This window comes from Leeuwenhoekiella marinoflava DSM 3653 (genome assembly GCF_900129005.1).
In the GTDB taxonomy this organism is placed as follows: domain Bacteria; phylum Bacteroidota; class Bacteroidia; order Flavobacteriales; family Flavobacteriaceae; genus Leeuwenhoekiella; species Leeuwenhoekiella marinoflava.
On sequence record NZ_FQUN01000004.1, the window covers coordinates 62,559 to 80,128 of the forward strand.

The window sequence follows — 17,570 nt, forward strand, 5'->3', positions numbered from 1 at the left end:
ACAATTTAGTGTGCAGCTGCCACGGCAGGCTTAATATTTTCTTTGAAGGCAGTAAGCAAAATATAAAATTGAATACCGAATAAAACCGAAGCGATTACTAAATGTAGTGGCTGCGTTAAAAATGGAAAATCAAGATAATACATTAAAATACCGGTTACAATTTCTATGGAAATTAAAACCACGACCCAATTGAAGCTTTTATGCCCTAAAACTAATTTTCGATTCTTGTAGAATAACCATGCATTTAGTAGAAAAACTACAATTGAAAAAGAACGATGCAGGTAAAAAGAAACTTCGGGATTCTCGAGCCAAAGCGACTTTGCCGAATAGCCTACCAGATCCACTTGCTCATCAATATGTTGTCTTACTTGTGTTCCTAAAACAATCTGAATGAGTGTTAGAATGATAGCAACGAACATTCCTATTTTAAATGATTTACTGAATTTAAAACGGTGTTTGAGGTTAGAAGCTTCATACAGCATATATATGAGTAACGCTACGATAAGCAAAGCGATAACCATATGTATTGTGATTCGAATAGGTGATAAAACTGAATAAACTACAGTTGCACCAATCCATCCTTGAAACCCAATCATAAAAACGGCAAGTAGCGATAACAAAATGCGTTTGCGATTACGTTCTTTAAATACAGCAGCGGCTAACATTACTAGAAAAGCAATACCCGCCAGAGCGCCGAAGAGTCTGTTTATATATTCAATCCACGTGTGCCAGGGGTTAAAAATAGCGTAGTCGTGTTTCTCATAGCCATTCCAGTTTTGTGGGTTGAATGTGTCTGTTGTGGTGAAATCAGTTTTGGCAACGCGCAAGGTTTCTTCAACAATAATAACTTGTCCTTTTTCAAAAGACCTTTCCGCTTTCCACTGCAGTTCACTGGCATCAGTAGGAGGAATAATATATCCAAAACATTTAGGCCAATCCGGGCATCCCATACCACTACCAGTCATACGCACAACCGCACCGGCAATAATTACCAGATAAATAAGAATGAGCGAAACAATTATTGATTTTTTATACACCCGATTTGAATTATAATTACATTTCTTAATAATCTTCTTTCTGAAATCAGCCTGCGACTTCAAGCCCCAGATCAGCACCTTTTTTAAGCATAAATGCGTGAGCAGCTTCGTACTCATTAGGGATTTCACCTTCGAGAATGGCCTCTTTAATAGCTTCCTTAATTATTCCTATTTCGCGGGAAGGCTTCAGGTTAAAAGTCTCCATAATTTCTTCTCCGCTAACCGGTGGTTGAAAATTGCGCAAATGATCACGCTCTTCAACTTCTCCAATTTTTTGACGAACTGTTTTAAAATTATTGTGATATCTGCGGTAACGCTTAGGGTTTTTAGTTGTGATATCTGCTTCACAAAGTGTCATCAAATCTTCAAGATTTTCTCCGGAGTCAAATATCAACCTACGTACAGCGCTGTCTGTCACAAAATCTTCGGCGATAACAATAGGGCGGGAACTCATCAAAACCAATTTTTGAACGAATTTCATTTTTTCATTTAATGGCATTTTTAATCTTTTAAAAAGTTTAAAAACCATTTTAGAACCCACAAATTCGTGTCCGTGGAAGGTCCATCCTATTTTTTTATCAAAACGCTTTGTAGGTGCTTTACCAATATCGTGGAGTAATGCAGCCCACCGCAGCCAGAGATCTTCCGTGTTTTCTGAAATATTATCAACCACCTCAAGCGTGTGGTAAAAATTGTCTTTATGTTTTTGACCTTCTTTTTCTTCGATTCCCTTTAAAGCAGTAAGCTCCGGAAGAATATATTTTAAAAGGCCTGTTTTTTCTAACAGTAAAAATCCTTTAGATGGTTTTTTACTCAGCATTATTTTATTGAGTTCATCTACGATGCGCTCATTCGTAATAATCTTAATACGCTCTTTATTTTCAAAAATAGCCTCTAGCGATTTGCGCTCGATTGTAAAATCTAGTTGTGTAGCAAAGCGTATCGCACGCATCATTCTTAATGGGTCGTCGCTATACGTAATATCAGGATTTAATGGCGTTCTGATGATCTCACGCTCCAGATCCACTAAACCGTTAAAGGGATCGACCAGATTTGCACGAGTAGCTTTGTTGAGGCTTAAAGCCAATGCATTAATAGTGAAATCTCTGCGATTCTGATCGTCTTCAAGACTGCCGTCTTCTACAATCGGGTTGCGGCTGTTCTCATTGTAGGATTCTTTGCGAGCACCTACAAATTCAACTTCAACCTCGCCATCGCGTAGCATCGCAGTGCCATAGGTTTTAAATACCTGAACTTTGGGTTTATGCGGAAGTAATGCAGCAACCTTCTGAGCGAGCTCAATACCGCTTCCTACCGCAACAACATCAATATCTTTAGCAGCACCTCTTTTAAGTAGAAAGTCTCGCACATAACCGCCAATGACGTAGGTCTCAAGATTTAATTCTTCCGAAGCCTGCGTGATGGTGTCAAAGATTTTTGGCTCTAAAGCCTCCGGAAAATGGGGAACTGGCATGTATTCTTATTTACTCGGTAATCGAGATTAATATTTCAGGTCAAAACCCGAAGTTACAAATTGACTAATACGGCCTTTGGGAATTACCCTAAGACTATTTGCGTAAAACCTTAACCTGACCATCATTACTCAAGCGTATAATCGTAGAGGATTTGGTCGATTTATGTTTGCGCTGCAAATTTACGATATAGTCTACTCCTTCCAAAATAGGTTGGCTTATTTCAAGGAAGCGCATAGGAGTTTTTTCGCCACTGATATTTGCTGAAGTAGAAACCAGTGGTTTGCCCAATTTTTTAATGAGAGCTCGGCAAAATTCATCCTGAACAATGCGAATACCCAGGGTGTTGTCTTCAGCGATTAAATTTTCGGCAACTCTAATAGGATCGTCGTAAATGATTGTTGTAGGCTGATCTGCGTATTTTAAGATGTTGTATGCGACCTCAGGAATATCTTCAACAAACTGGTTTAACATTTTTAGATCGCTTACCAGACAGATTAAAGATTTACTTTCTTTACGCTTTTTAAGTGCAAAAATTTTGTCAATCGCATCGGCATTAGTAGCATCACAGCCAATGCCCCAGACCGTATCTGTAGGGTAGAGTAGGAGTCCGCCTCGCTTTAAAACACCAAGCGACTCATTTACTTCATCAATTATATTTTGATCGTATTTTTTTTTTGCCATTTTTATTTAAAGCTTAGAAGCTGCAAAGTTATTTGTTTAAAACCGATCTGTAAACTTTAAGATAGGCCTTAGCAGTATTATTCCAGTTAAAAGATTTTGCGTGCGCTATAGCATCTTGTTTCAGTTGCGTATCAGCATTAAATCTCGTAATTCCTTGAAGTAGTTTTTTTGCCATATATTCAGGTGCATAATGCTCCCAATATGTAGCGTATGTACCACCTACTTCAGGAAGTGAGGTATTGTTAGAAGTAATCACGGGAGTTCCAAAACGTAAAGCTTCGATAATAGGAATGCCAAATCCCTCTTTTAGAGAAGGAAAAACAAATGCTGCGCAATTTTTAAGATGGTATTTTTTTTCAGTTTCTGAAATTTTACCGGGAATATGAACGCGACTTTCTAATTTATTGGCGGTGATGACTTGTTTGATTTTCTCGAGATAAGGTCTCTCAGAATTTCCAGCAATAATCAATTCATAATCTGGTAAAAACTGAAGCATTTCAATCAACGAATGAAAGTTTTTTCGTTCTGTAAATTCTCCTATTGTAAATAAATAAGGCTTATTTGGCTTGAAATTTGGTTCAAAATTAACAGGAATAGATGTGTCAATCATTGGATTGCCGTTATAGATCACATGTTCTTCGTGATTTGAGGTGTCAAAAATTGATTTTGTTGCCGTTTGTGCAAATTTTGAAATATAGACCAGCGCATGAGCTCTGTTTAATTTCTCTTGAAAGCGTTTAATACGCGCAGTCTTATCACCACTGTCTGTCCCTTCTGCAAAATGTACATCGTGAACCGTCATAACATACGGCATATTAAAACGCGGTTCTATCTTGGTATTTTGATTGAGTGAATGCCAGAGATCGTATTTAAAAGGTAGTCTTAATGCTTTATACCGTGTAAAGGAGTAATAATGAAGGTATTTGAAATAGTCGCCAAAATCATTTTTGAGTTTCCCGTTAATATTGCTGTGTACTACAAATTTGAGATCATCTGCAGCACTCTCATACAAGCCTTTGATCAAATGGTAATTAAACTGACCTAAACCGGAAAATTGATTTTTGATGTTATGAGATTCTAAAAAAATCTGTTTCATTCTTAAGCGCTACTTTTTGAGAACTTGTTTTATTAAAACTACTTTTGCAATCTAAATTTTCTCCATGAAAATCGTTGTTCACAAATCGGTCAAAAATAGTCTTTTAAAACTAAAGGAGTTTTTCTTCAATTTTGAAAAAGAAGGAAGCATTCTTGCAGATGGTAATCGAAATCAAATAAAAGTTTATAAGTTAGAAGGTGAAGATATTACCATCAAGGCTTTTAAAGTACCTAATCTGGTTAATAAAATTGCTTATCAATATTTTAGAAAATCTAAAGCACAACGCTCGTATGAATATGCTTGCAAACTGCTTGAAAACGGAATTCTAACTCCGCAACCACTAGGTTATGCTATAGAAAATGACGGATTGCTTTTTGGTAAAAGTTTTTATGCGTGCAAGTTAGTTGAAGCAGCTGCAACATACCGTACGCTGGTTAATGATGAAAATTACCCCAATCGTATAGAAATACTTAAAGCATTCACGCGTTTTACTTTTGAAATGCATCAAAAAGGAATTCACTTTCTAGATCATTCTCCAGGTAATACGCTTATTGTAAAAAATATGGAGGGATATGATTTCTATTTGGTTGATTTAAATAGAATGGAATTTAGAGAACTTGATTTAGAAACTCGAATTCAGAATTTTGCCCGTTTAACTCCAAAAAAAGAAATGGTAGCTATTATGGCTGAAGAATACGCGCGTATTGGAGGTTTTGATGAGAACAAAACTAAGAATTCCATGTGGAAGGCAACTCAGGATTTTCAAGAGTCTTTTAAAAAGAAACAAGAGCTGAAAAAGAAACTCAAATTCTGGAAAAAGTAGGAACTACTTCTTAGATTTTCTCAATATCCATAATTTGATATAGCGCATAGCTGCTGCATAAGCCTGTAAATAACTTATGGTAAAACCCGGAAGACCATCTCTAAAACCTTGTTGTATGAAATAATGTTTTATAAAGCGCCATGCAGGTTTACAGAACAAATGATACAGTGTGATTAAACCGGTTTTAGAATCGTAATCCTGAGCTTGCCAACTCGCATAGCGGTTTAATTTAGCGGTATATTGATCTACAGACATAAAGCTGTAATGCTCCAATTTATATTTTAAAAAAGCAAGGTTTCCCGAAGTCTCAATCTCCGCGTGAACCCTTTTATCTTCATATTTGCATTCGTTTTTTTTGAATAGCCGTATTACTTTATCGTTCTGCCAACCGCTATATTTAATATGTTGATTGATAAAATGATTTTTTCGATAGACCCAATATCCAGTTATGGTTTTAGGTGGATTCTGAAGTATTTTAAGAATTTCTTCTTTCAATTTAACGGTAACACGTTCATCAGCATCTAAAATAAAAACCCAATCATGCTTTGCCTGCGGAATTGCCCAATTTTTCTGAGAAGCTGAATATTCATAGTCGCGCTGAATAATCTTTACCGGAAATTTTTTGGCCAACTGAATAGTTGCATCCGTGCTAAAAGAATCAACGATTACTATTTCATCAGCAAATAAAACCGACTTAATTGCAGCTTCTATATGGAGCGCTTCGTTATAAGTAGGTATTATTACGGTAAGTTTTTTCATAAAATGTTTAAAGCTAATTAAAATATGGATTTAGTTAGAAATTTCTTTTCTTTGATTTATGATGGAAAAACCTCAGATATCAATAATAATTAGCACGTATGATTCGGTAGATTGGCTAAAGAAGACACTCTTTGGTTATGCAAATCAGTCTTTTACAGATTTTGAACTACTTGTAGCTGATGATGGTTCTGATGATTTGACCAAAAAAACAATTGCTAAATTATCTTCGCTATTTAAAAGACCTCTAAAGCATATTTGGCACGAAGATAAAGGCTTTAGGAAGACAACTATTTTGAATAAAGCAATTGAGGCAACACAGGCGGATTATATTTTAATGTCTGATGGAGACTGTATTCCTGAGTTTAATTTTGTTGCGAAACATATGAAATATAGAAAGGCTGATTACTTCCTTTCTGGAGGTTATTTTAAACTTTCACTTTTACTTTCACAAATGATTACTTTAGGTGATATAGAAAATCAATCTTGTTTTAATATTAATTGGTTAAAAAAAAGAGGATTAAAAAATTCAATTAAGAACATAAAAATTACAGCGAAGGGTTTTGAATCTGATTTATTAAATTCATTAACTCCTACAAAAGCTACTTGGAACGGCCATAACTCCAGCGGTTGGAAAAAAGATATTCTCAAAGTGAATGGATTTGATGAACGTATGCAATACGGTGGAGAAGACCGAGAGATGGGGGAGCGTCTTTTGAATTTGGGAATTAAAGCAAAACAAATACGCTATTGCGCAATTTGTGTTCATCTTGATCATACTCGTGGATATGTAAAAGAAGAAATGCTTATTAATAATGCCCGCATCAGAAAAGAAACAAGAATTATGAAAAAGACCTATACTGATTACGGAATTGTCAAGAAATAGTCTCCAAAAAATGTTTAAATTTTGGACTCAGTAATTGAGGTGTGAATACCTTATATAAAGCATCAACATTTGTTTTGATTTCTTTTGTTTTTTTTGATTGAAATAGTTTAGGTTTAAAATCTTTTAAGTGTACTGAAAGGTTTTGATCACCGCTAAATAGCGCCCAGACTTCTTTAGTAATCCAGGGAGAGAAAATAGCAAATGTAGGCACGTTAAGTGCCTTGGCCATATTTACAGCTCCGCCTTCATTACCTATAAGCGCTTTGCAAAAGGATAAGACAGCAATGAATTTTCTTAAATCTTTAGCGTAGACTTCAGGGAAGATTTTGGCTCTTAACTCTGTAGAGCAATATTCTAAAAATTTATTAACTGCTTCTTTTTGATCGGGGATGTAATTCAGTAGTAATTGAGCTTCAGGGGTTTCTTTAACCACAGTTTCCAGCAATTGCGCAAGATATTCTAAAGGATAGGTTTTAGTATCAGAACTACCCAGTAAGCCAATCATAAATATAGGCTTATTGAAGTCTAAATTAGATGTAGTTAGAAAAGCTTTAGCCTCGTCAAGTTCCTCTTGGCTAAGGTATATTTTTGGTTTAACGCTTTCTTTAAAAGTTTTTGGGAAGAGTTTTAATAATTGCAACCTGTTTTCAATAGCTAAACCAGCTTGTGTTTTTGGTTCTTTAAGTGGAGTAACCGTTTGCGAGTAGGCAAAACTAGTATACCATTTTTTGTAGCTTATGGTTTTCGTGTTACTACGCAAACAGATATAAGCAGTTCCTAGTTTAGAGTATACATCTAGAATATGAGAGTATTTTTCATTTCTAATGCGGGATGCAAATGCATTAAGGCTAACTGGCTTATCACTTGCATCAGTTTGGTCAAAAATAAATTGATCTATAAACGGATTGTTTTTAACGACTGCAAGGGTATGCGGCTTAATAAGGTAGTGTAATTCAGCTTCAGGATACTTTTCACGTATGGCTTTAAAAAGGATAGATGACGTTAAAACGTCACCTATCATCTTCTGTTGAATTACTAAAATTTTCATATTCTGTAAATGCTATACAGCAACATCATACTCACGAAGCGCGTCGTTAAGTGATGTTTTTTTGTTGGTACTTTCTTTACGTGTACCTATGATCAATGCACAAGGAACATTGTATTCCCCAGCAGCAAATTTCTTAGTGTAGCTACCAGGAATTACTACTGAACGAGGAGGTACAATTCCTTTCATTTCTTTAGGCTCATCACCGGTAACATCTATAATTTTAGTAGATGCAGTAAGTACAACATTTGCACCTAAAACCGCTTCTTTACCTACGCGCACTCCTTCAACTACGATACAACGAGAGCCTACAAAAGCATTATCTTCAATAATGACCGGAGCAGCTTGTAATGGTTCTAAAACACCACCAATTCCTACCCCGCCACTTAAGTGGACATTCTTGCCTATTTGAGCACAACTGCCTACAGTCGCCCAAGTATCTACCATTGTGCCTTCATCTACATAAGCACCGATGTTTACATAACTTGGCATTAAGATCACACCTTTTGAAATGAAAGCTCCGTGGCGTGCTATAGCGTGAGGTACAACACGAATTCCTTTATCTTGATAGCCTTTTTTAAGCGGCATTTTATCGTGATATTCAAAAATACCAACTTCTAATTTTTCCATTTTTTGAATAGGGAAATACAGCACAACTGCTTTTTTTACCCATTCGTTTACCTGCCAGTCATCACCTTTAGGTTCTGCAACGCGCAGCGTACCACCATCTATAAGTTCTATAACTTCACGTATAGCATCTTGAGTTACTTTATCAGAAAGTAGGGAACGATCTTCCCAGGCTGCTTCGATAAGATTTTTTACTTGTTGCATTTTTAAACTTGTTTTTAGTTGATTCGTTCAATTTTTGCGGCTTCAAATATAGCCTAGCTAATTTTAAAAAACCAAGATACGGGTATTTGTTTTCCTTATTGAAAGACGATTAAACTTTATAGTGAGGTATAATGAGTTTTGATAAAAGTTCAATAATCTACATGAAGTTAATTTGCTTAAAGCCTATGTTTTATTTTTAGACTGAAATCTTGATAATCGAGTAAAAGGAATACGAGGTGTTTAAATTCCCTTTGAATGCCTTATTTTTGCCAAAAAATAAAATGGGGCGTATTCTTGCTTTAGATTTTGGTACAAAACGTACAGGTATTGCTGTGACCGATGAGTTGAAGCTTATAGCCTCTGGTCTCACTACTGTAAATACTAAAGAGTTGCTGACTTTTTTGAAAGCGTATTTTGCTAAAGAATCTGTAGAACTCATTTTATTAGGTGAGCCTAAACGTCTGAATAATGTTGCTTCTGATGTAGAAGTAGCTATTTCAAAATTTCGCGAAAGCTTAGAAAAGATTACCACAATTCCCATTGAGCGTGTTGACGAGCGGTTTACTTCAAAAATGGCTGCACAATCTATGTTAGATGGCGGATTGAAAAAGAAAAAGAGAAAAAATAAGGCACTGCTTGATGAGATCAGTGCAACTATAATTCTTCAATCTTATCTGTACAGATAACGTTTTTGATCAATTAATAATTACGAAAAGAAGTTTAAAATGATTTTACCCATTGTTGCATACGGCGATCCTGTTTTGAGAAAGAAAGCCGCTCCTATCACTCAAGATTATCCTAAGTTAGATGAACTTATAGCTAATATGTTTGAGACCATGTATGGCGCGAGTGGAGTAGGGCTTGCAGCTCCTCAAATAGGGAAAGCGATTCGGATTTTTGTGGTTGATGCGACTCCGTTTGCAGATGACGAAGACTTGTCTGAAAAAGAGCAAGCGCAACTTAAAACGTTCAAAAAAGCTTTTATAAACCCTGAAATCATTGAGGAGACCGGCGATGAATGGGCTTTTAGCGAAGGTTGTCTAAGCATCCCGGGTATCAATGAAGACGTCTTTAGATGTCCCAATATTAAAATTAAATATCAGGATCAGGATTTTAAAGAACACATTGAAGAATATGACGGGTTATTGGCACGAGTGATTCAGCATGAATATGATCATATAGAAGGAATTTTGTTCACAGATAAATTGAGCAGCCTTAAAAAACGAATTATTAAAAGTAAACTAGCAGGTATCAGTAAAGGAAAAACCAATGCGGATTACCGTATGCGTTTTCCAGATAAAAAAGGACGTTAAGATAGCGGAGTGATTTTTTATTTTGATAATTCAAAAAGAGCCTAGATATTTGCGCCCTTTTAGAATAGAAATTTTATAAATCCGTTTTAAAAAGCATCCTGAGGAAAGACCGTAGGGAATTATAAAGAAAATACGTTTAGTTTCGAGTTAAATACAACATATGAGTTTAGATAAAATAGTTTCAATTTCAGGAAAACCAGGTTTATATCATCTAAGAGCACAAACACGTTCTGGCTTTATTGCAGAGTCTTTAACAGACGGAAAGAAAATACCGGTAGGTTTGAGACACAATGTGAGTGTACTTTCAGAAATTTCTATTTATACATTGGACGGTGAAGAGCCCTTACGCGAAGTATTTGCTAAAATTTCGGAAAAAGAAGACGGGGGTAAGGCGATTGATCACAAGGTCTCTAAAGATGAACTAGAAGCTTACTTTTTTGATGTGCTTCCTAATTTTGATGAAGACCGCGTATATGCGAGTGATATCAAAAAAGTTATACAATGGTACAATTTGCTTCAGGCAAATGATCTTATAGAATCACAAACTGAAGAGGTTGCAGATGCAGCTAAATCAGACGAAGAAGAATAAAAATCTTCAGTATAAAAGATTTAAGAAATCCTGTGATTGTATCACGGGATTTTTTGTTTTTACAAGTATTCTAAAGCTTATTAATACTTAAATTGCAGCTATGAACACTAGAGAAAATCAGCTACAAGCAATAGATCGTTTACTGACCATAATGGATGAACTGCGGGAGCAATGCCCATGGGATCGAAAGCAGACGCTGCAAAGTCTAAGACATCTTACTATTGAGGAAACCTATGAGTTGGGTGATGCCATTCTTGATAATGATTTGAAGGAAGTTAAGAACGAACTAGGAGACTTGCTGCTTCATATTATTTTTTATGCTAAAATAGGAAGTGAGACCCAGGATTTTGATATCGCAGATGTTGCAAATGGGATATGTGAGAAGTTGATTTCAAGACATCCGCATATTTATGGCGATGTATCTGTTGAAAATGAAGATGACGTAAAACGAAACTGGGAAAATCTAAAGTTGAAAGAAGGCAAGCAATCTGTTTTAGAAGGTGTGCCAAGATCTTTACCGGCTCTGGTAAAAGCTACCCGAATTCAAGATAAGGTTGCTGGGGTAGGTTTTGATTGGGAAGAACCAAAACAGGTTTTTGAGAAGCTTCAGGAAGAATTAACAGAATTACAAGTCGAAATAGATGCTCAAGACCAAGAAAAGATAGAAGCTGAATTTGGTGACGTATTTTTCTCGATGATTAATTATGCGCGGTTCTTAAAAGTAGATCCGGAAAGTGCGTTAGAGCGAACAAACAAGAAGTTTATCAAGCGCTTTCAGTATTTAGAATCAAAAGCTAAAGAGAGGAATAAAGCACTTCATGATATGACTTTAGGCGAAATGGATGTTTTCTGGGAAGAGGCTAAGAAACTTTAAAAAATTACACCTCAAAAATCTATTGTTTAACCTTAAAGTTCTTGTATTTTAAAGTGTAAAGTCTATTTTTGGAATTAAACCAATTTTATGGATTTTACAAACCCGTTAATTTACGGAGTGCCTTGCTTTTTAGGTCTTATTTTAGTAGAATTAACCTATAGTAAACATCACGATCACGACAAATTATATAATTGGAAGGATCTGGGTGCTAGTCTTACAATGGGTATAGGCTCTACGCTTATTGCACCACTAGTAAAGACAGTAACTGTTATCCTGCTTTTCAATTGGGTATATGATGTTTTTAATCCGGTTGTTGGAGGGGTGCGAACAAATATTTTTGGATGGGAATCTTTTGGTTATGCTTGGTACATTTGGATATTGTGTCAGTTAGCTGATGATTTTTCCTATTACTGGTTCCACCGTCAGAATCATATGGTGCGTTTCTTCTGGGCGGCTCACATTGTACATCATTCTTCGGATAATTTTAATTTAGGAACTGCAGTAAGAAACGGCTGGTTTACTATTTTTTATAAACCTTTATTTTATGTGTGGATTGTCGCTATTGGCTTTCCGCCAGAAATGCTTGTTGTTTGTCTGGGTATAGAGGCTTTGTGGCAATTTCAGTTACATTCGCAATACATTCCTAAACTAGGAATCATAGATAAGGTGTTTAATACACATACGATGCATCAGGTACATCACGCGCGTAACCTGGAATACATGGATAAAAACCACGGAGGTTTTCTAAACACCTTTGATCGCATCTTTGGAACTTTTAAAGAGCTTGATGAGGAAATAGATATTGAATACGGTGTAACTAAAGCACCTAATAGTTATAATCCGTTAATTATTCTTACGCATGAATATAAGGATATCTGGAGTGATATGAAACGCTCTCCTAAATTGAAACACAAATTTATGTACATCTTTGGACCTCCGGGATGGAGTCACGACGGAAGCACGCTTACTATTAAACAAATGCGTAAAAAATTAAAAGAAGAAGCTGAGCAGGAACGATTGAATCTAGAAATGGCAGCGGAGTAAATGGTTACTGGGGGGAGTTGTCAAATTTGGCTTCTCAGTTTAGCGAATTCTTTTTCTAACATAGAAAGTTTGTCTTCAATACCAGAACTAATGGCAGTTATACGTCTTTGATATACAGATGTTATTTTCCAGATTTCATTGATTTCAGAAAGGACAAAATTCAATTCGTCAATATTTTGATGTTCTGCTTTTAATACTAGCGTGTTATTTATTACATAAGCTTTGCGAAGTATAAGTTGGTCTTTTGTAAGAACCAAAACAATTGAGCCGTGTTCAATATTCTTATACTTATCTTTTTTTACAAATGTTCCTAAAACTACATCTTTAGGAAAAAGCCCTTGATTTTGATTGGTCATTTCTAGATTGGTCACCACAAAAGCGCGCATAGTTTCAGAGCTATCTACAGGTAATGTTACCTGAACCATATCTTGTACAAAACTTCGATTTTGGTAATTACTGATATAATCTGTTGTGTTTTTTTCTGTAATACACGGTATCTGTTTAAAGGTTTCCGGGTTGGATAAATCGTGTTGTTCAGACAGTGAACTTTTAAACTTTAAGAGTTCGTTAACCGTAAGTTCTCGTTTTAACAAGTCATCTATAGGTATGCTAAAATAATTAGCAATTTTAATAATGGTTTCTATTTTAGGTTCACTTCTACCTTCTTCATAAGCACCTAAAGTCCCTCTTTTTAAGTTGAATAGCTCAGCAAATGCCTGCTGACTCAGCGTTTTTACACTTCGTATTTTTCGAATATTTTTACCAAAAAAAGACATATTTTGCTAATTTTATTTGCAAATTGAAAATATTTAATTATATTTACCTAACAATATTAGCAAAAACTATTTTATTCAGCTAATTTTTTTAGTGGGTATTCTAGTTTTCAATATTGTAAAAAATATTCATCAATCAAAAATCAAACAGTATGACAGCATTAATTCACGCATTGTTAACAATAATAATTAACTTAATCTGAACAATTAAAAACTAGTTTTTGTATTATTAACTTTTAGAAATCCTTAACAACCTGCAACCAAAAGTCGATGAAAGATCATTTCCTTATAACCAAAAATTATTTACTTGAACTTGATTTTAATATCACCTTTCAGAATCCTGAAGATGGTATACTGGTCGTCCAAAAAGAAAATTCTGGAATTAAAAATCTGATTTTGGGTGTAGCACCACCCATTCTCATTTTGGAACAATTCATCTTTAAAATTAACAACCAGTCAGAAAAAGTTTTTAAAAGTCTCCTTCAAAAAAATAGAGACATCATTCACGGAGCTTTTGTGCTGAATGAGAGTGGTGAAAAAGTAATCTTTAGAGACACGCTTCAGATAGAGAATATGGATTTAAATGAGTTGGAAGGCTCTTTAAATTCACTGAGTTTACTGATGAGTGAGTATTCAGATAAAATAATAGAATTTTCAAAATATTAAATCTTAGAAATCATGAACATATTTAAGCGCTTATTTAAAATTGGAGAGGCAGAGGCTAATTCCGCTATTGATAACATGGAAGACCCTATCAAATTAACCGAGCAGGGCATACGTGATATGAAACAAGACCTTGATAAAAGTCTTGAGGCTCTTGCGCAGGTAAAAGCACTTGCAATACGGGCAAGGAATGATCAAGAGGAATTTCAGGATAAAGCAGAAGATTATCAGAGCAAGGCTATCGTGATTTTGAAGAAGGCTCATAATAAGCAGATGGATGCTGCCGAAGCAGATAGACTGGCGAAAGAAGCTTTAGTCAAAAAAGAAGAAGCGCAGAAGCAGGTAGATCAAGCCAAGACTGAGTCTGAAAAATTTGATGCTAACGTTGCTCAATTGCAAAAGAATATTCAGAATATAAAATCGAATATCAGCAAGTGGGAGAACGAACTCAAAACGCTGAAAGCGCGTGTGAAAGTTAGTAATGCCACAAAAAGCTTGAATAAGCAAATGGCAGAATTAGACAGCACGGGTACTGTTTCTATGTTAGAGCGTATGAAAGATAAAGTTGCTCAAGAAGAGGCGCTTGCCGAAGCGTATGGTGATATTGCAAATGCGTCTAAATCTATAGACGATGAGTTGGATAAGGCTGCAGATACAACTACAGCAAAAGCTGATGACGAACTCGAAAAATTAAAATCACAACTGGGTCTTGACGACTCTAAAAAACAGGGGTAATAGTGGATGCAACCTTAACAGAAGTACTGTTCTCAGACGTCAATATAGTGTTATCTATTTTGCTCCTCATTTTGATCCTGTATTGGATTGTTACAATGGTAGGCGGTATTGATTTTGATCTGGATATTGACGTAGATGTTGATGCAGACCTAGATCTGGATACTGGGTTAGAGGGCGGTAATATGGATTTCGAAGATGTCTCTAATGTTGAGGTGACTAAAGAAAATGTGATCGGAAAACGCCGTAAGCCTTTAAAAGGTTGGCAGATTTTCTTGATCTATTTTAATTTCGTTGGACTTCCTTTTATGTTCACATTTACTTGTTGGATTTTTGTCTGGTGGTTGATGACGACGCTGACTACAGCGCTCACAATGACCTATGATTCGGTTTTTGGCTTTGCAATAATGCTAATAGCCTTAGTTCCGGCATTGGTTGTCAATAAGATTTTCACTACTCCATTCAAAGGTTTTTTCAGACACTTAAATAAAGATGGTGATGTTGCAGTAGATTATTTGGGAAGAAAAGCAACCTTGCTTTCTACTATTACCGGTGATAAATTGGGTAACGCAGAAGTACTTGCAGACGGAAATACAATGTCTATTTACGTGAAATCGCTCACTGGAGAACCGCTTACTTACGGTAGCACCGTACTCATTATCAAACATTCTGAAGATCAGAATTTTTACCTCGTACAGAATTATAACGACTAAATAAATCAATCAAAAAATGAATCAAGTATTACCAATTATTGGAGTTGGGTTAGGAATTCTCTTGTTCTTAATCATCGTTTATTTCGCGATCATCGCGATGTTTTACAAAAAAGTACACCAAGGTCAGGCGCTAATTCGTACCGGTTTCGGTGGGACAAAAGTGGCTACAGACAAAGGACTTTATGTGGTTCCGGTCTTTCACAGAGTGGAAATTATGGACGTTTCTGTAAAGAAAATCCAGATTGAAAGACTGGGTGTTGAAGGTCTTATCTGTAAAGACAATATGCGGGCTGACATTAAAGTAGCATTCTTCGTTCGTGTGAATAATGATATTTCTTATATCAAAAAAGTTGCGCAAACTATTGGTGTTGCCCGTGCTTCTCGTATAGAAACCCTAGAAGATCTTTTTGAAGCTAAATTTTCTGAAGCGCTTAAAACGGTAGGTAAAAAGTTTCAATTTATTGAATTATACGAGGCGCGTCGCGAATTTCGGGATGAGATTGTAGATATCATCGGTACAGATCTTAACGGGTATACCTTAGAAGATTGTGCAATTGACTTTTTAGAACAAACTCCGGTGATGCATCTAAAACCAGATAATATTCTGGATGCGGAAGGCATTAAGAAGATTACTGAGTTGACTGCTGTTCAAAACGTAAAAGCAAACTTGATCAAGCGCGATGAGGAAAAAACCATTCGTAAGCAAGATGTGGAAGCACGTGAAGCTATTTTGGAGTTAGACAAGCAATTGGCTGAAAAAGAAGAACAGCAAAAAAGAGAGATAGCAAACATCAAAGCTCGTGAAGAAGCCGAAACGATGAAAGTTGCAGAAGAAGAGCGTCTTAAATCGGAAACGGCACGTATTGCTACACAGGAAAAAGTTAAAGTTGCTGAAGAAAACATGGAGCGTCAGATTATTGTCGCTGCTAAGAATAAGCAACGTACTGATGCTGTAGAAACCGAAAGAGTAGAAAAAGACCGTCTGCTAGAAGCTACTGAAAGAGAGCGTGTGGTTACATTGGCTCAGATCGAAAAAGAAAAGGTAGTAGAAGTTGAAAAGAAAAATATTCAGGATGTGATTCGCGACCGTGTGATGCTTGAAAAAGGCGTGGTAGAAGAGCAGGAGAATATGAAAGATATTCAAGCATTTAAAACTGCAGATCGTGATAAGCAGGTGAAAATTACTATTGCCGAAGCGAATGCGCAGGAAGATTTGATCAAAACTATTAAAGCTGCTGAGGCTCAGAAAGAGGCTGCAAAACAAAAAGCAGAAGAGATCAATATAGAGGCACTTGCGCACAAAGAAGCTTCTGAGAAGGAAGCTCAGGCACGTAAGATTTTAGCAGAAGCACAAGCTAAAGAAGAAGCGACTGTGGGTATGTCTGAAGCTCAGGTTATGCACGCTAAAGCTGATGCTAACGAGCGTCAGGGAATTGTTGAAGCATCTATCATCGAGAAGAAAATGAAAGCTGAAGCAGCTGGTATGGAAGCTAAAGCAGATGCGAAGCGCAAAGACGGTATGGCTGAAGCAGATGTGATCAAAGGCAAAGCACTGGCTGATGCTGCCGGTATTGAAGAGAAAGCAAATGCAATGAAGAAACTAGACGGTGTAGGTAAAGAACACGAAGAGTTTAAACTACGTCTTGATAAAGAATTACAAGTTGATCTGGCACATATAAATATTCAGAAAGATATTGCTGATGCTCAGGCTCAGGTGATAGGAGATGCGCTTAAAGCTGCTAAGATTGATATTGTAGGTGGTGAGACGATGTTCTTTGATCAGATCATTGGTCAGATTACAAAGGCTAAAGGGTACGACCGTTTGGTTGCAAACAGCACCAATATTCAAGATGTAAAAAATGCAATTTTAGGAAGTGACGATGTCAAAGGCAATCTGCTTGAAAAAGTAAAAGAGTTTGCAGACAAATACGGTGTTTCTTCAGAAGATATCAAAAACCTGACTATTGCTAATCTGCTGATGCATCTTAAGGATCAATCGCACGACAGTGAGGAGCAGACCTTATTTAGTAATCTGTTCAACCTGGCTAAAGGCTTGGGGATAGATAGTAAGAAGTTGAAGTGATAAACTTCAGAAGCTCAGGCACACGTTCTCTTAAAACCGAGAGCGTGTGTTTATAAGGTATTCTTAGCTTCACAGGAAGTATAGAAAACGTTCACTCTTTTTAATTCTTTCTTGGAATTGAATTCGAATTCACTCGTTTTATTTTTTAGACGAAAA

The 17,570-nt window shown here is 36.1% G+C and carries 19 protein-coding genes; 11 read left to right on the forward strand and 8 right to left on the reverse strand.

The window, feature by feature from the left end; genetic code table 11:
• Positions 1-5 precede the first annotated feature (5 nt).
• The 4 genes from BUB91_RS02425 to BUB91_RS02440 form a co-directional block, all read right to left on the reverse strand.
• Positions 6-1,037, reverse strand: coding sequence for a COX15/CtaA family protein (locus BUB91_RS02425; protein ID WP_073097180.1), 1,032 nt, complete (start codon positions 1,035-1,037; stop codon positions 6-8).
• A gap of 46 nt (positions 1,038-1,083) precedes the next feature.
• The gene (locus tag BUB91_RS02430; RefSeq protein ID WP_073096495.1) at positions 1,084-2,511 is read right to left on the reverse strand and encodes a CCA tRNA nucleotidyltransferase; all 1,428 of its coding nucleotides are present in this window, start codon (positions 2,509-2,511) and stop codon (positions 1,084-1,086) included.
• A 94-nt stretch (positions 2,512-2,605) separates the two neighbouring features.
• Entirely contained in the window at positions 2,606-3,193 is a 588-nt protein-coding gene (locus BUB91_RS02435) for an L-threonylcarbamoyladenylate synthase (RefSeq protein ID WP_073096497.1), read from the reverse strand.
• Between the two features lie 28 nt (positions 3,194-3,221).
• Positions 3,222-4,289 (reverse strand): glycosyltransferase family 4 protein, encoded by a 1,068-nt coding sequence (locus BUB91_RS02440; RefSeq protein ID WP_073096500.1) that lies wholly within the window; start codon positions 4,287-4,289, stop codon positions 3,222-3,224.
• Between the two features lie 64 nt (positions 4,290-4,353).
• Here BUB91_RS02440 and BUB91_RS02445 point away from each other — a divergent pair, with 64 nt between their 5' ends.
• Positions 4,354-5,112 carry a lipopolysaccharide kinase InaA family protein gene (locus BUB91_RS02445; RefSeq protein WP_073096503.1) on the forward strand — a complete coding sequence of 253 codons (759 nt, stop codon included), beginning with the start codon at positions 4,354-4,356 and terminating at the stop codon, positions 5,110-5,112.
• A 3-nt stretch (positions 5,113-5,115) separates the two neighbouring features.
• Here BUB91_RS02445 and BUB91_RS02450 read toward each other — a convergent pair whose 3' ends face one another.
• On the reverse strand, positions 5,116-5,871 hold the full coding sequence (locus tag BUB91_RS02450; RefSeq protein WP_073096506.1) for a glycosyltransferase family 2 protein: 756 nt from the start codon (positions 5,869-5,871) through the stop codon (positions 5,116-5,118).
• Between the two features lie 61 nt (positions 5,872-5,932).
• On the opposite strand from BUB91_RS02450, the gene BUB91_RS02455 reads away from it, so the two are divergent.
• On the forward strand, positions 5,933-6,754 hold the full coding sequence (locus tag BUB91_RS02455) for a glycosyltransferase family 2 protein (RefSeq protein ID WP_073096510.1): 822 nt from the start codon (positions 5,933-5,935) through the stop codon (positions 6,752-6,754).
• Here the strand turns inward: BUB91_RS02455 and BUB91_RS02460 are convergent.
• Together BUB91_RS02460 and BUB91_RS02465 are read right to left on the reverse strand one after the other, a co-directional pair.
• Positions 6,744-7,802 (reverse strand): glycosyltransferase family 9 protein, encoded by a 1,059-nt coding sequence (locus BUB91_RS02460; RefSeq protein WP_073096513.1) that lies wholly within the window; start codon positions 7,800-7,802, stop codon positions 6,744-6,746. The two genes, BUB91_RS02455 and BUB91_RS02460, sit on opposite strands and share 11 nt — an antisense overlap.
• 12 nt (positions 7,803-7,814) lie before the next feature.
• Positions 7,815-8,630, reverse strand: a complete 816-nt coding sequence (locus BUB91_RS02465) for a 2,3,4,5-tetrahydropyridine-2,6-dicarboxylate N-succinyltransferase (RefSeq protein WP_073096516.1) — start codon at positions 8,628-8,630, stop codon at positions 7,815-7,817.
• 281 nt (positions 8,631-8,911) lie between these two features.
• Here BUB91_RS02465 and ruvX point away from each other — a divergent pair, with 281 nt between their 5' ends.
• From ruvX to BUB91_RS02490, 5 genes are all read left to right on the forward strand, one after another.
• A complete protein-coding gene (gene ruvX / locus BUB91_RS02470) occupies positions 8,912-9,316 on the forward strand; it encodes a Holliday junction resolvase RuvX (protein WP_073096519.1) in 405 nt (134 codons plus the stop codon).
• A 39-nt stretch (positions 9,317-9,355) separates the two neighbouring features.
• Positions 9,356-9,943 (forward strand): peptide deformylase, encoded by a 588-nt coding sequence (gene def, locus BUB91_RS02475; RefSeq protein ID WP_073096522.1) that lies wholly within the window; start codon positions 9,356-9,358, stop codon positions 9,941-9,943.
• Positions 9,944-10,103: 160 nt separating this feature from the next.
• A complete protein-coding gene (locus tag BUB91_RS02480; RefSeq protein WP_073096524.1) occupies positions 10,104-10,532 on the forward strand; it encodes a DUF5606 family protein in 429 nt (142 codons plus the stop codon).
• Positions 10,533-10,632: 100 nt separating this feature from the next.
• Entirely contained in the window at positions 10,633-11,406 is a 774-nt protein-coding gene (gene mazG / locus BUB91_RS02485) for a nucleoside triphosphate pyrophosphohydrolase (protein WP_073096527.1), read from the forward strand.
• Positions 11,407-11,493: 87 nt separating this feature from the next.
• Positions 11,494-12,450, forward strand: a complete 957-nt coding sequence (locus tag BUB91_RS02490; protein WP_073096530.1) for a sterol desaturase family protein — start codon at positions 11,494-11,496, stop codon at positions 12,448-12,450.
• Between the two features lie 20 nt (positions 12,451-12,470).
• Here the strand turns inward: BUB91_RS02490 and BUB91_RS02495 are convergent, their stop codons facing one another.
• Positions 12,471-13,226, reverse strand: coding sequence for a helix-turn-helix domain-containing protein (locus tag BUB91_RS02495; protein ID WP_073096533.1), 756 nt, complete (start codon positions 13,224-13,226; stop codon positions 12,471-12,473).
• 267 nt (positions 13,227-13,493) lie between these two features.
• On the opposite strand from BUB91_RS02495, the gene BUB91_RS02500 reads away from it, so the two are divergent.
• From BUB91_RS02500 to BUB91_RS02515, 4 genes are read left to right on the forward strand one after another with little or no spacing between them, the layout of a single operon-like run.
• Positions 13,494-13,889, forward strand: coding sequence for a type III secretion system chaperone family protein (locus BUB91_RS02500; RefSeq protein WP_073096536.1), 396 nt, complete (start codon positions 13,494-13,496; stop codon positions 13,887-13,889).
• 12 nt (positions 13,890-13,901) lie between these two features.
• Complete coding sequence (locus BUB91_RS02505) at positions 13,902-14,621, forward strand: PspA/IM30 family protein (protein WP_073096538.1); 720 nt, start codon at positions 13,902-13,904, stop codon at positions 14,619-14,621.
• 2 nt (positions 14,622-14,623) lie between these two features.
• Positions 14,624-15,331 (forward strand): hypothetical protein, encoded by a 708-nt coding sequence (locus BUB91_RS02510; protein WP_073096541.1) that lies wholly within the window; start codon positions 14,624-14,626, stop codon positions 15,329-15,331.
• 16 nt (positions 15,332-15,347) lie between these two features.
• On the forward strand, positions 15,348-17,414 hold the full coding sequence (locus BUB91_RS02515) for a flotillin family protein (protein ID WP_073096544.1): 2,067 nt from the start codon (positions 15,348-15,350) through the stop codon (positions 17,412-17,414).
• Positions 17,415-17,570 lie beyond the last annotated feature (156 nt).

Coding starts and splice junctions, on each gene's coding strand:
- BUB91_RS02430 (WP_073096495.1), bottom strand. CDS start 2,511: ATGCCAGTTCCCCATTTTCCGGAGGCTTTAGAGCCAAAAATCTTTGAC.
- BUB91_RS02435 (WP_073096497.1), bottom strand. CDS start 3,193: ATGGCAAAAAAAAAATACGATCAAAATATAATTGATGAAGTAAATGAG.
- BUB91_RS02440 (WP_073096500.1), bottom strand. CDS start 4,289: ATGAAACAGATTTTTTTAGAATCTCATAACATCAAAAATCAATTTTCC.
- BUB91_RS02445 (WP_073096503.1), top strand. CDS start 4,354: ATGAAAATCGTTGTTCACAAATCGGTCAAAAATAGTCTTTTAAAACTA.
- BUB91_RS02450 (WP_073096506.1), bottom strand. CDS start 5,871: ATGAAAAAACTTACCGTAATAATACCTACTTATAACGAAGCGCTCCAT.
- BUB91_RS02455 (WP_073096510.1), top strand. CDS start 5,933: ATGGAAAAACCTCAGATATCAATAATAATTAGCACGTATGATTCGGTA.
- BUB91_RS02460 (WP_073096513.1), bottom strand. CDS start 7,802: ATGAAAATTTTAGTAATTCAACAGAAGATGATAGGTGACGTTTTAACG.
- BUB91_RS02465 (WP_073096516.1), bottom strand. CDS start 8,630: ATGCAACAAGTAAAAAATCTTATCGAAGCAGCCTGGGAAGATCGTTCC.
- ruvX (WP_073096519.1), top strand. CDS start 8,912: ATGGGGCGTATTCTTGCTTTAGATTTTGGTACAAAACGTACAGGTATT.
- def (WP_073096522.1), top strand. CDS start 9,356: ATGATTTTACCCATTGTTGCATACGGCGATCCTGTTTTGAGAAAGAAA.
- BUB91_RS02480 (WP_073096524.1), top strand. CDS start 10,104: ATGAGTTTAGATAAAATAGTTTCAATTTCAGGAAAACCAGGTTTATAT.
- mazG (WP_073096527.1), top strand. CDS start 10,633: ATGAACACTAGAGAAAATCAGCTACAAGCAATAGATCGTTTACTGACC.
- BUB91_RS02490 (WP_073096530.1), top strand. CDS start 11,494: ATGGATTTTACAAACCCGTTAATTTACGGAGTGCCTTGCTTTTTAGGT.
- BUB91_RS02495 (WP_073096533.1), bottom strand. CDS start 13,226: ATGTCTTTTTTTGGTAAAAATATTCGAAAAATACGAAGTGTAAAAACG.
- BUB91_RS02500 (WP_073096536.1), top strand. CDS start 13,494: ATGAAAGATCATTTCCTTATAACCAAAAATTATTTACTTGAACTTGAT.
- BUB91_RS02505 (WP_073096538.1), top strand. CDS start 13,902: ATGAACATATTTAAGCGCTTATTTAAAATTGGAGAGGCAGAGGCTAAT.
- BUB91_RS02515 (WP_073096544.1), top strand. CDS start 15,348: ATGAATCAAGTATTACCAATTATTGGAGTTGGGTTAGGAATTCTCTTG.